We start from the raw sequence: 12,767 nt of genomic DNA on the forward strand, positions 1-12,767 counted from the left end.
AGTCAAAGCGCATTAAAATGGACTATAGAGTGTGTATAGTTAAGGGTGAAAGGAGATTACCGATGAACGAGCAACAACGATTAGCAAGTCAACGAGCAAATTCCTCTACGAAAAAAGAAGAGAAAGATTATAGTAAATACTTTGAAAGTGTATACCAACCACCTTCCTTAAAAGACGCGAAAAAACGAGGGAAAGAAGAAGTTAAAATTGAACGGGATTTTGGCTTACCTGAAGAGTTTCGTAATTTTGGTACAGGAAGAAAGTTCTATATTCGTACATATGGTTGTCAAATGAATGAGCATGATACAGAAGTAATGGCGGGTATTTTCACTGCACTTGGATATGAACCAACCTTTTCAACTGAAGATGCAGATGTAGTATTATTAAATACTTGTGCCATTCGTGAAAATGCTGAAAATAAAGTGTTCGGTGAACTAGGTCATTTAAAGTCATTAAAAAGAAGAAATCCGGACCTTTTAATTGGTGTATGTGGTTGTATGTCGCAAGAAGAATCTGTTGTAAATAAAATTATGCAAAAAAATCAGCATGTAGATATGGTGTTTGGAACGCATAATATTCATAGATTACCGTACATTCTAAAGGATGCAATGTTCTCGAAGGAGACGGTAGTTGAAGTTTGGTCAAAAGAAGGGGATGTAATTGAAAACCTTCCGAAAGTACGCCGTGGTGATATTAAAGCTTGGGTAAATATTATGTATGGCTGTGATAAGTTCTGTACGTATTGTATTGTACCGTATACACGTGGAAAAGAGCGAAGCAGACGTCCAGAAGATATTATCCAAGAAATTCGTCATTTAGCTGCGAATGGTTATAAAGAAATTACATTACTTGGCCAGAACGTAAATGCATATGGTAAAGACTTTGAAGATTTTGAATACGGACTTGGCGATTTAATGGACGAACTCCGTAAAGTTGATATTGCCCGTATTCGTTTTACAACGAGTCATCCACGTGATTTCGATGATCACCTAATTGAAGTGCTTGGAAAAGGTGGAAACTTAGTAGAACATATTCACTTACCAGTTCAATCTGGAAGCACAGAGATGCTGAAAATTATGGCGCGTAAATATTCACGTGAGCATTATTTAGAGCTTGTAAGAAAAATTAAAGAAGCAATTCCAAACGCGGTATTCACGACTGATATTATCGTCGGTTTCCCAAATGAAACAGATGAGCAATTTGAAGAAACGATGTCGTTATATCGTGAAGTAGGATTTGATACTGCCTTTACCTTTATTTATTCACCGCGCGAAGGTACACCAGCTGCAAAGATGAAAGATAATGTACCGATGGAAGTGAAAAAAGAACGTCTTCAACGCTTAAATACACTAGTAAATACGTTGGCAATTGAAAAGAATAATCGTTACAAAGGTCAAATTGTAGAAGTGTTAGTTGATGGGGAAAGTAAAAATAATCCAGAAGTACTCGCAGGTTATACTCGTACGAATAAACTTGTAAACTTCGTCGCTTCAAAATCTTTAATTGGTCAGCTTGTGAAAGTAAAAGTAACGGATGCGAAAACTTGGTCTCTTAACGGAGAATTAGTTGAAGAGCCGATTGAGGTGGAATAATAGATGAAAGTATATACGAAAGATGACATTGTTGAGCAAGCGAAAGAATTAGCAAAAATGATTTCTGAAACAGAAGAAGTTGATTTCTTTAAGAAAGCAGAGGCGCAAATTCATAAAAATGAAAATGTAAAGCGCGCAATTGATGAAATTAAAGCACTGCAAAAGCAAGCAGTAAACTTGCAGCATTACGGGAAATGGGAAGCTTTGAAAAAAGTAGAAGCTGAAATTGATGCATTGCAAGATAAGTTAGACAGTATCCCAGTTGTACAAGAATTTAAATCTTCACAAACATATGTAAATGACTTACTACAGCTAGTTGCCAGTACGATTTCTAACAACGTTACAGATGAAATATTAATTTCAACTAATGGCGATGTATTGAAGGGTGAAACGGGCGCAGAGGTAGAAAGTAAAAAAGGAAATTGTGGTTGTTAAAGAGATGTCGAATTGACATCTCTTTTTTTAGTGGGTTAAACGTAAGTTCTTCTCGAAAAAAGAATGACACATTCCGCTATTGTCACGCATATGATTAAGTGAATAGTGATTGAGGAGGGTTACGAATGTCCGAATTTAGAGAGATTATTACAAAAGCAGTGGTTGGAAAAGGACGTAAGTATACAAAGTCAACGCATACATGTGAATCGAATAATGAGCCAACAAGTATTTTAGGGTGCTGGGTAATTAACCACTCGTACGAAGCAAGAAAGAATGGAAAGCATGTGGAAATTGAAGGTTTCTATGATGTGAACACTTGGTATTCATTTGATGGTAATACAAAGACAGAAGTTGTAACAGAACGTGTGAACTACACTGATGAAGTGAGTATTGGGTATCGTGATAAAAACTTTTCTGGTGATGATTTAGAAATTATTGCTCGTGTCATTCAGCCACCAAATTGTTTAGAAGCTCTTGTATCACCAAATGGTAATAAAATTGTTGTGACTGTAGAACGTGAATTTGTAACAGAAGTAGTTGGAGAAACGAAAATTTGTGTAAGTGTAAATCCTGAAGGTTGTGTAGAATCAGACGAAGATTTCCAAATCGATGATGATGAGTTTGAAGAATTAGATCCGAACTTTATCGTTGATGCAGAAGAAGAGTAATAGAAAGCTAGGGAGAAGTTCTTCCTAGCTTTTTACTTTACATAAGTAGTACGTGAATGAACATGATTCCTTATGAAATGTGCTATAATGAAGAAAGACTCCTGAAATAGGAGATATGGATGTCCGTGAAGTGTGACATATATGAAAATTGATTACTATGTAAGAATTATGGAGGATAAGTATGACGCAATATACCCCTATGATACAGCAATATTTAAAGGTTAAGGCAGACTATCAAGATGCCTTTTTATTTTTCCGATTAGGTGATTTTTATGAAATGTTCTTTGAAGATGCGGTTAAAGCAGCTCATGAACTTGAAATTACATTAACGAGCCGAGATGGTGGTAGTAGTGATCGTATACCGATGTGCGGTGTACCGCATCATGCAGCTAAAAATTATATTGAACAACTTGTTGAAAAAGGATATAAAGTAGCTGTTTGTGAGCAAGTGGAAGATCCAAAAACAGCTAAAGGTGTAGTGCGACGTGAAGTCGTACAACTCATTACGCCAGGAACGATGATGGAAGGGCGTACGATTGATGAGAAAGAAAATAACTTCTTAGCAGCATTAACACATTTTGAAGATGGATCGTATGCGTTAGCTTGTAATGATTTAACGACTGGACAAAATACAGTAACATTGTTAACAGGTTCAGTAGAAGATATTTTATTAGAAGTGTATGCAACTGGTTCAAAAGAAATTGTTGTAGATTCTACATTTTCAAAAGATGAATTAAATAAGTTAACTGCAACATTAAAAATGACGATTTCGTATGAAGATGCAACAGCGATTCCAGAGGGATTAGAACATCTTGTGAAAAACGTTTCGCAAGCAAAGTTAATTAAAGCAGTTGGACGCTTATTTAACTATGTGATAAGAACGCAAAAACGTTCGTTAGACCACTTGCAACCAGTGGAAATTTATTATACGAACCAGTTTATGAAAATTGATGTGCATTCAAAGCGAAATTTAGAGCTGACAGAAACACTACGAACGAAAGAAAAAACAGGATCATTATTATGGCTATTAGATAAAACGAAAACAGCTATGGGTGGTCGTATGTTAAAACAGTGGATGGAACGTCCACTTATTCAGAAAGAAAAAGTGGAAGAGCGTTTAGAAATGGTTGAAACATTTGTAAATGATTACTTCTTACGTGAAGATTTAAAAGAAAAATTAAAAGAAGTATATGATTTAGAACGTTTAGCAGGAAAGGTTGCATTTGGTAATGTGAATGCACGAGACTTATTACAGTTAAGACGATCTTTACTTCAAGTACCAGCTATTTTAGAAGCGATTAGTTTGTTAGATAATGCTTATGCAGCAAGGTTAATTCAAGGTGCAGATCCATGTGAGAGCTTAACTGAATTACTAGGAAGAAGTATTCAAGAAAACCCACCGCTTTCTATTAAAGATGGAGATATTATTAAAGACGGTTATAATGACAAGCTTGATCAATATCGTTACGTTAGTAAAAACGGAAAAACGTGGATCGCTGAGCTTGAAAAACGAGAGCGTGATATTACAGGAGTTAAATCATTAAAAATCGGGTACAACCGTATTTTCGGTTATTACATTGAAGTAACGAAAGCGAACCTTGCAGCACTTCCAGAAGGCCGCTATGAGCGTAAACAAACGCTTGCTAATGCTGAACGTTTCATAACAGATGAGCTGAAAGAAAAAGAAACGTTAATCTTAGAAGCAGAAGAAAAAATTGTACAACTAGAATACGATTTATTTACAGCGCTTCGTGAAGAAGTAAAAGTATTTATTCCGAAATTACAGCATTTAGCGAAAGTAATTAGTGAATTAGACGTACTGCAAAGTTTCGCGACAGTTAGTGAAGAAGAACAGTTTGTAAAACCTGTACTAACAACGAAGCGCGAAATCTTTATTAAAGATGGTCGTCATCCTGTCGTTGAAAAAGTATTGAACGGGAAATTGTATGTACCGAATGATTGTATTATGCCAGAGAAGATGGATGTCTTTTTAATTACAGGGCCGAACATGTCTGGTAAAAGTACGTATATGAGACAATTAGCACTTGTAACTGTTATGTCACAGATTGGTTGTTTCGTACCAGCAACAGAAGCAGTATTACCTGTATTCGATCAAATCTTTACGAGAATTGGTGCAGCGGATGATTTAATTTCAGGTCAAAGTACATTTATGGTTGAAATGTTAGAAGCAAAAAATGCAATTGCAAACGCATCAGAAAGAAGTTTAATTTTATTTGATGAAATTGGACGAGGTACATCTACGTATGATGGTATGGCACTTGCACAAGCAATCATTGAACATATTCATGACCAAATTGGGGCAAAAACGTTATTCTCTACGCATTATCATGAATTGACGGTGCTAGAAGAAAGTTTAGATCAACTGAAGAATGTACACGTTTCAGCTATTGAAGAGAACGGAAAAGTAGTATTCCTTCATAAAATTCAAGATGGAGCAGCAGATAAAAGTTACGGAATTCACGTTGCGCAACTTGCGGAGCTCCCAGATAGCTTAATCGCTCGTGCGAAAGAAGTGTTAGCACAACTAGAAGGACAAGAAGAAATTATTATTCCAAAGCGTGTAGAAGTGAAAGCGCAAGAGCAAAAAGTAATTCCAGAACCTGTAGTTGTAAAAGAAGAACCAGTAGAAATAGAAGAAATGAAGGTAGAGAATGAAGAAGAATCGCAACTATCATTCTTCGGTGGAGAACAGTCTTCGAAAAAACAAGACAAGCCAGTTTTAGATGCAAAAGAAACGGCAGTACTTACGCAAATTAAAAAAATTGATTTACTTGATATGACACCTTTAGAAGCGATGAACGAACTGTATCGCTTGCAGAAAAAGTTAAAGAAAGGATGAGTAAGTAGATGGGGAAAATTCGCAAACTCGATGACCAACTCTCTAACTTAATTGCGGCAGGGGAAGTAGTAGAGCGCCCTGCCTCAGTCGTAAAAGAACTTGTGGAAAATTCTATCGATGCGAATAGTACATCTATTGAAATCCACTTAGAAGAAGCTGGTTTATCAAAAATTCGCATCATTGATAATGGGGATGGCATTGCAGAAGAAGATTGTATTGTCGCTTTTGAACGACATGCAACGAGCAAAATTAAAGATGAGAACGATCTGTTTCGCATTAGAACACTTGGTTTCCGTGGGGAGGCATTGCCGAGTATTGCCTCAGTTAGTGAATTAGAATTAATCACTAGCACAGGTGATGCGCCTGGTACGCACCTTATGATTAAAGGTGGAGACATTATAAAGCAGGAGAAAACAGCGAGCCGAAAAGGAACAGATATTACAGTACAAAACTTATTCTTTAATACACCAGCGCGTCTTAAATATATGAAAACCATTCATACAGAGCTTGGGAATATTACAGATATCGTGTATCGTATCGCAATGTCACATCCAGAAGTATCGTTAAAGCTATTTCATAACGAAAAGAAATTGCTTCACACATCAGGAAATGGTGATGTAAGGCAAGTACTTGCATCGATTTACAGCATTCAAGTTGCGAAGAAGCTTATTCCAATTGAAGCTGAATCTTTAGATTTCACAATTAAAGGTTATGTAACATTACCAGAAGTAACGAGAGCATCTCGAAATTATATGTCAACGATCGTAAATGGTCGCTATGTTCGAAATTTCGTATTAATGAAAGCTGTTCAGCAAGGATACCATACATTATTGCCAGTCGGACGATACCCAATTGGCTTCTTATCGATTGAAATGGATCCAATGCTTGTTGACGTTAACGTACATCCTGCGAAATTAGAAGTGCGTTTTAGTAAAGAACAAGAATTGCTAAAACTTATCGAAGAAACATTGCAAGCAGCATTTAAAAAAATACAGCTCATCCCAGATGCAGGTGTAACAACGAAGAAAAAAGAAAAAGATGAAAGTGTGCAAGAACAGTTCAAGTTTGAGCATGCGAAGCCGAAAGAGCCATCTATGCCGGACATCATTTTACCGACAGGCATGGATGAAAAACGAGAAGAACCACCGGCAGTGAAACAGCCAGCACAACTGTGGCAACCACCGAAGCAAGAATGGCAGCCACCACAGTCGCTCGTAAGAGAAGAACAAAGTTGGCAGCCATCTACTAAACCGATAATGGAAGAACCAATTCGAGAAGAGAAACCGTGGAATAGTAACGATGAAGACTTTGAATTAGAGGAATTGGAAGAAGAAGTTCAGGAAATAGAAGAGATTGAAATGAACGGTAATGACTTGCCACCGCTTTATCCAATTGGACAAATGCATGGAACATATATTTTCGCTCAAAATGAAAAAGGCTTATATATGATTGATCAACATGCCGCGCAGGAACGTATTAATTATGAATACTTCCGTGATAAAGTAGGAAGAGTAGCGCAAGAAGTACAAGAGCTACTTGTACCATACCGTATTGACTTATCTCTTACTGAATTTTTACGTGTCGAAGAGCAACTAGAAGAACTGAAAAAAGTTGGACTGTTCTTAGAACAATTCGGTCATCAATCCTTTATCGTCCGCTCACATCCAACGTGGTTCCCAAAAGGACAAGAAACAGAAATTATTGATGAAATGATGGAACAAGTCGTCAAACTAAAAAAAGTTGATATTAAAAAATTACGTGAAGAAGCAGCCATCATGATGAGCTGTAAAGCGTCCATTAAAGCAAATCAATATTTAACGAACGATCAAATATTTGCTTTACTGGAAGAACTTCGTACAACAACAAACCCATACACATGCCCGCACGGAAGGCCGATTCTTGTGCATCATTCTACGTATGAGCTGGAGAAGATGTTTAAGAGGGTTATGTAGGGATACTGTTCGTAGAGAAAAAATGGTTCCTGGTTATTTTAATAAAATATAGTGAGAAATAAAAAGGAGCGATAGTAACAAATCGCTCCTTTTTCATATAATTCTTTTGCAACTATATTTTAAAAATTCATTTATAAACTAGAAATAACCTATTCGCAATTTATATGTGCTTTCTCAATTTTTTTGTAAGGAAAGAGGTTTTTAATTTACAGATTTATCAGAATTATGTAAAGTGTAGATAAAACCATAAAATGGGGTGTTCTTTATGTGTACTAGTTTGACATTACAGACAAAAAACGGTCAGCACCTTTTTGCAAGAACGATGGACTTCACATTAGATATGAATCAAGAAGTAATAATCATTCCTCGACATTACCAGTGGAATAATATAACTGGTGAAATTATTAATACGAAACATGCTACGGTTGGAATGGGAATTAATCATCAAGGAAGGATCATTATGGCGGACGGAGTAAATGAAGCAGGTATGACATGTGCAACACTCTATTTTCCAGGATTCGCTACTTATAGTCAAAGCATAGATGACAACAATACGAATTTAGCTCCATTTGATTTTGTGACTTGGAGTCTCACGCAATTCAATTCTGTCAAAGAGTTAAAGAAATCTGTAGATAGCCTTACCTTTTTGGATATACCGTTACCAGATTTAGGACTTACGCCACCACTACATTGGATTTTAGCGGATAAATGGGGAGATTGCATTGTACTGGAGCCGACAAATGAAGGATTAAAAATGTATGATAACCCACTAGGAGTGATGACGAATAGTCCGGAGTTTAATTGGCATTTGCAAAATTTAAGACAATATATAGGCCTTAAATCACAGCCATTCGCGCCAACTGAGTGGAGTAACTTACCATTAAGTGCTTTTGGTCAAGGCTCAGGCTCAATGGGACTTCCAGGGGATTTCACCCCGCCATCAAGGTTTGTGCGGGCAGCATATGGCAAACAAAACATTCAAGGTATAGATAGTGAAGAAGAGGGAGTATCGGCCCTATTTCATATCTTATCAAATTGCGAGGTTCCTAAAGGCGGAGTAATAACAGAAGAAGGTGCATTAGATAATACCATTTATACAAGCGTAATGTGTATGGAGTCTGGAACATATTATTATCATACCTACGATTGTAGACAAATTATAGCCGTTCATTTATTTCATGAAAATTTAGATACAGATGAGATTAAATCCTATCCATTCCAGCGGAAACAAAAAATATTTTATGAAAACTAAGTAGCTTTGAAACAACGTTTAGTAAATTTTCAAATATATATAATAGAGCAATAATGCCTATATAATTCTTGGGTACTTCTTTAACTTTGTGATTCACCATAAATCTACTCCTTTCTTCAATGACTCCAACGAGTAAAACTTTGCTGGTAGAAGCATTGGCTAAGGTGCAGTGATGGTGGAATTTATTGCCTAATGTATTCGAATAGTATTATCCTGAATATCTCTGAAGACACTAAGAAACTTATTTTTTCATTAAATTAGCTTTTATTTCTTCTAGAAGGCTCATTATAGTGCTATTAGGTAAAATAAACATGGACGTACTCCATTTATAAATAGTAAAGAACAAAAAAGGTGTGGAAAATATCCATACCTTTTTTGTTCTTCTATTATCTATGTATAAAAAAGCGCTGTATATCAGCACTTTTTAAAAGTACATGAGTTGTATAAGAAAGATTTATTTATTACATATAACTATACAAGGTCTAATATAGATTCTTATTTGATTAATTGTTATAAGGGCCTATAAGGTTATTTGTTTTTATTATTATTAATTTTTTCCGTATATAACACCTGTTCTTTATAGTGTTTTTTAATTGGGAAAGTATGTGTACCAGAGCCGTTTTTGAAGTTTTTATTGATGGGATTTTTTAGCGGGATTGTTGTAGTTTCAGTAAATTCATATGGGTAGTTTATTTTAGATTTATCTTCAAACATGAAAATGCCTCCTTTTAGGATTTCCTGAATTCTTTACTATAACATGATATGCATATAGATTTTTTTTGGACTAGTTATTTATAGAGGTTAATGGAATTTAATTCCGTACTTACTGAAATATTTCAAAGAAAAGCAATTTGAGAAATGTATGATAATGATTTTTTTCATTTATTAGTGAAGGGAATATTGCATATATATTCGTTATAAATTGTTTTTATAATATGGTTTATATAGGTTTTTCTTGATAATATAATGCGGGAGGTTATAGTGTTATTAGGTTATTAGGAACATTTAATGCTGTTTCAAAACTGAAAGGGAATTGAAAAAAAACTGAAACTTTTCTCATAAAAATTCAATCTTACTTGAAAAATGAAAGGAAAATGAAATTTTCCAAAAGATATTCTTTGTTAAGATAAAAAGCATACATACAAAAAGTATTGACATATCTTAAAAATGTATTTTCAAGATATAGTGGGGGAAAAGATGAGAGTAGAAAAACAATTAATAAAAAAGATGTATTATGAAACATTCCTAATGGAGAATGAAACGAAACCACCTCTTGACGTACTTGGGGAAGTTTATGTAAACGAAGAAAGAAATGAGATTTCTGATGGATCTTATATTCGTTTTGCACAAGGTGAGTTTTATTATCGTCATCAAGATTTTGAAGCTGCTATTTTTAAATGGGAAAAAGTTAGTAATGAATTAGCGCCGTGGGCACAAAAAAATATTGCGGATGCTTATTTTGAACTGAATCAATTATCAGTTGCTGAAAATGTGTATACTTCTATTACTACTGATAATAAAATATTGATGACCGAAATTGGATTACAATTACTTTCTCTTTACATAGAGAAAAATAATTTTGATTCCGCTTTCTCTGTTATTAAAGAAGCGGTTTCTTTAAATCCCGATTACCCGAATGTCACAAAAATTGCCCGTTCTTTTTATGAGGAGCAGCAAGATTTTGATAGTGCAGTAGAGCTTGCTGTGAATGAGTTAATTCGAACAGAATCTTATCCGTGGTTTGAGGTTTTAAAAGGATATATTGATAAAGGATTCACTAAACATATTTCACCAGATTATTTCTATGAAGTATTAGTTACGTTAAATAATGTAGATCAAGTACAATTTACGCAAATGGTTTCATCACTTTGGAATAGTTATAAAAATGAACAAAATTACTTATTATGGCTTAATACAATAAATGAATTTTTCTTACATATTGAAATACATTCGTCCGATATATGGAACAAAATTTCTTCTCTTTACGAAGAAACGTACTTTGAATTAATTCAAGGTCAATATATGCTTACACAATTGCACGACATCATTCCAAACTTGTTAACAAATTGGTTAAAGGTAGTCAATCCATCCTATGCTGTATTTCCATCAGCAGCTGTATTGGCATGGGATGAGATTTTCCCTTCTAAAATAGATTCAGCAAATATAAAACATGCAGAAAACCTATTGTTATATTCTATTAATCATGTGAATGGCTTAGAGTATAGTTTGCATCTTTTTGAATCTATTACAGAGTGGGCACAAGAGCATAATATAGAAATGGGTCACCGATTTAGATGGTTAGTTGGCGAACTCGCAGATTTAAGCACAAACCGCATTTTAGTAACAGGAACTTCAGGGAACGGAAAAACTACATTTATTAACTCTATATTAGGAGAAAATATAGTAGAAAAATCAATTTCAAATGTAGTAGTTTTCAAAAATGATGCTCATACAGAAATTAACGCCATAACAGACTCTGCAATTACAACAACGGAAGATGTCTCTGATTACCATAATATGATGTCTCAACACCATCAATCATATAGAGAGAGAGCATGTGTGGAATTTAAATTACCATGCAGATTTTTAAGTGAAAATAAACTTACATTTGTAGTTACACCTGGATTTAATAGAAATAACGACACTAGGGATGAGATATTCGAATATTTAAATTCTGTAGACGAATTACTATTTGTATTGAATGCGGATTCACCTTTTACTGACAAAGAACGTGACATTCTATTAAGCATTCAAGAACATACACCAAATTTACAAATTCATTTCTTATTAAATAAAATCGATAACATATACAGTGAAGCAGAAGTGAAAAGAGTATTATATGATACGCAAGCTAGAATAAACACATATTTCCCGCATGCGAGAATTTTCCCTTACTCTTCGCTATATACAAGTAGTCAACAATTAACTGAGTTAACTGAGTTTATTCATTTTAACTGTAATCATAAAGATATCGATGTAGAACGTACTGAAAAGCTATTGTTTTTCATCCGAAAAACAATTACATATCTTTTGGATAAACGCGTTGAGAAAGAAAATAATTTAGTGGATGCGATTAATTGGAATGAAGATATGCTAGTGAAACTAAATGGTAGTATTAATAATCTTACTGCTTTTGAGAAGGAAAAAATTCATTTTATTACACAATCATATCGTACAATGAAAACTGAAATTACGAATGATCTTACTGAAAATATTCCGAAGATATTACAAGGGTGTTCGGATTTAATTAGTGAAGAAAGTAATTTCGGACACATGGATACGGAACTAAATAAAGCAATGAATGAGAGAGTGCATAAATACTTAGAACAAACGGTATTACCTAATCTTGCTCTCTCTATGCAAAATTGGATTGCAACTTCTAATAATGAGCTCCTTCAGAGTCAATCGTACCTAGAAGAACTTAGTGAAGGACTTAATTCTTTATTTGGAGAAAATCGAATACAGTTAGCATGTGATTTTAAAGTGCTTGATGATTGGCGCAGAGATACGGACAGAATGACGACTAGAATACAAATAGATGAAGTAAATATTTTACGTCGATTTACGCCAGCACAATTTCTACTGAAAAGTGCCGGTAAATTATTTGGAGTTCTTCCTAAAAACAAAACTATGCTATATAACAAATATAAACAGTATGTTGAAAATGAAGATTATACCGAGGTAACAGCTTCTATTATGAGGAAGTTTTTCTTGCAATTTGAGCTATTTGAGAACACGCAAGAGAGGGATATTCATATATTCTTTAGGAATCCATTTAACTCCTTGAAACAAGCTATAAAAAACACTCATTTGGAAATACAAGAAAAACAAGAGATGTTACATAAAATGAAATCAAATCCTGAAGTCTATCATGATTCTATCAAGCTCTTTGAATTGAGATTACGTCAATGTGAAGTAATTTTAAATATAGGTGACGATCATACCTATACAGATGTAACTTTAGAAGCAAGCGTAGAATAAAAAGTTCTTATATGACATTGCATCATA

General features: G+C 34.5%; 8 protein-coding genes. 7 read left to right on the top strand and 1 reads right to left on the bottom strand.

What is annotated here, in order from left to right:
• Positions 1–62: 62 nt before the first annotated feature.
• The 6 genes from miaB to MR115_RS22685 all read left to right on the top strand — a co-directional run bounded on the left by miaB (position 63) and on the right by MR115_RS22685 (position 8,759).
• On the top strand, positions 63–1,592 hold the full coding sequence (gene miaB / locus MR115_RS22660) for a tRNA (N6-isopentenyl adenosine(37)-C2)-methylthiotransferase MiaB (RefSeq protein ID WP_242242868.1): 1,530 nt from the start codon (positions 63–65) through the stop codon (positions 1,590–1,592).
• A gap of 3 nt (positions 1,593–1,595) precedes the next feature.
• A complete protein-coding gene (locus tag MR115_RS22665; RefSeq protein WP_000870464.1) occupies positions 1,596–2,027 on the top strand; it encodes a YlbF/YmcA family competence regulator in 432 nt (143 codons plus the stop codon).
• Positions 2,028–2,152: 125 nt separating this feature from the next.
• Positions 2,153–2,695: an outer spore coat protein CotE gene (gene cotE, locus MR115_RS22670; RefSeq protein ID WP_001288800.1), complete on the top strand. Its 543-nt coding sequence runs from the start codon at positions 2,153–2,155 to the stop codon at positions 2,693–2,695.
• 181 nt (positions 2,696–2,876) lie between these two features.
• The gene (gene mutS / locus MR115_RS22675; RefSeq protein ID WP_242242869.1) at positions 2,877–5,555 is read left to right on the top strand and encodes a DNA mismatch repair protein MutS; all 2,679 of its coding nucleotides are present in this window, start codon (positions 2,877–2,879) and stop codon (positions 5,553–5,555) included.
• Positions 5,556–5,563: 8 nt separating this feature from the next.
• Positions 5,564–7,507, top strand: a complete 1,944-nt coding sequence (gene mutL / locus MR115_RS22680; protein ID WP_242242870.1) for a DNA mismatch repair endonuclease MutL — start codon at positions 5,564–5,566, stop codon at positions 7,505–7,507.
• Between the two features lie 265 nt (positions 7,508–7,772).
• The gene (locus MR115_RS22685) at positions 7,773–8,759 is read left to right on the top strand and encodes a choloylglycine hydrolase family protein (protein WP_098597559.1); all 987 of its coding nucleotides are present in this window, start codon (positions 7,773–7,775) and stop codon (positions 8,757–8,759) included.
• A gap of 528 nt (positions 8,760–9,287) precedes the next feature.
• Here MR115_RS22685 and MR115_RS22690 read toward each other — a convergent pair.
• Positions 9,288–9,473, bottom strand: coding sequence for a hypothetical protein (locus tag MR115_RS22690; protein ID WP_000461128.1), 186 nt, complete (start codon positions 9,471–9,473; stop codon positions 9,288–9,290).
• A 483-nt stretch (positions 9,474–9,956) separates the two neighbouring features.
• Between MR115_RS22690 and MR115_RS22695 the strand changes: the two genes are divergently transcribed.
• On the top strand, positions 9,957–12,740 hold the full coding sequence (locus tag MR115_RS22695; protein WP_242242871.1) for a dynamin family protein: 2,784 nt from the start codon (positions 9,957–9,959) through the stop codon (positions 12,738–12,740).
• Positions 12,741–12,767: the final 27 nt, after the last annotated feature.

Source organism: Bacillus cereus group sp. BfR-BA-01309 (assembly GCF_022664315.1).
Classification (GTDB): domain Bacteria; phylum Bacillota; class Bacilli; order Bacillales; family Bacillaceae_G; genus Bacillus_A; species Bacillus_A mobilis.

Excerpts from the sequence above, each read along its gene's own strand:
- MR115_RS22695 (WP_242242871.1), top strand. The coding sequence starts at position 9,957 with ATGAGAGTAGAAAAACAATTAATAAAAAAGATGTATTATGAAACATTC.
- MR115_RS22690 (WP_000461128.1), bottom strand. The coding sequence starts at position 9,473 with ATGTTTGAAGATAAATCTAAAATAAACTACCCATATGAATTTACTGAA.
- mutL (WP_242242870.1), top strand. The coding sequence starts at position 5,564 with ATGGGGAAAATTCGCAAACTCGATGACCAACTCTCTAACTTAATTGCG.
- MR115_RS22685 (WP_098597559.1), top strand. The coding sequence starts at position 7,773 with ATGTGTACTAGTTTGACATTACAGACAAAAAACGGTCAGCACCTTTTT.
- mutS (WP_242242869.1), top strand. The coding sequence starts at position 2,877 with ATGACGCAATATACCCCTATGATACAGCAATATTTAAAGGTTAAGGCA.
- miaB (WP_242242868.1), top strand. The coding sequence starts at position 63 with ATGAACGAGCAACAACGATTAGCAAGTCAACGAGCAAATTCCTCTACG.
- cotE (WP_001288800.1), top strand. The coding sequence starts at position 2,153 with ATGTCCGAATTTAGAGAGATTATTACAAAAGCAGTGGTTGGAAAAGGA.
- MR115_RS22665 (WP_000870464.1), top strand. The coding sequence starts at position 1,596 with ATGAAAGTATATACGAAAGATGACATTGTTGAGCAAGCGAAAGAATTA.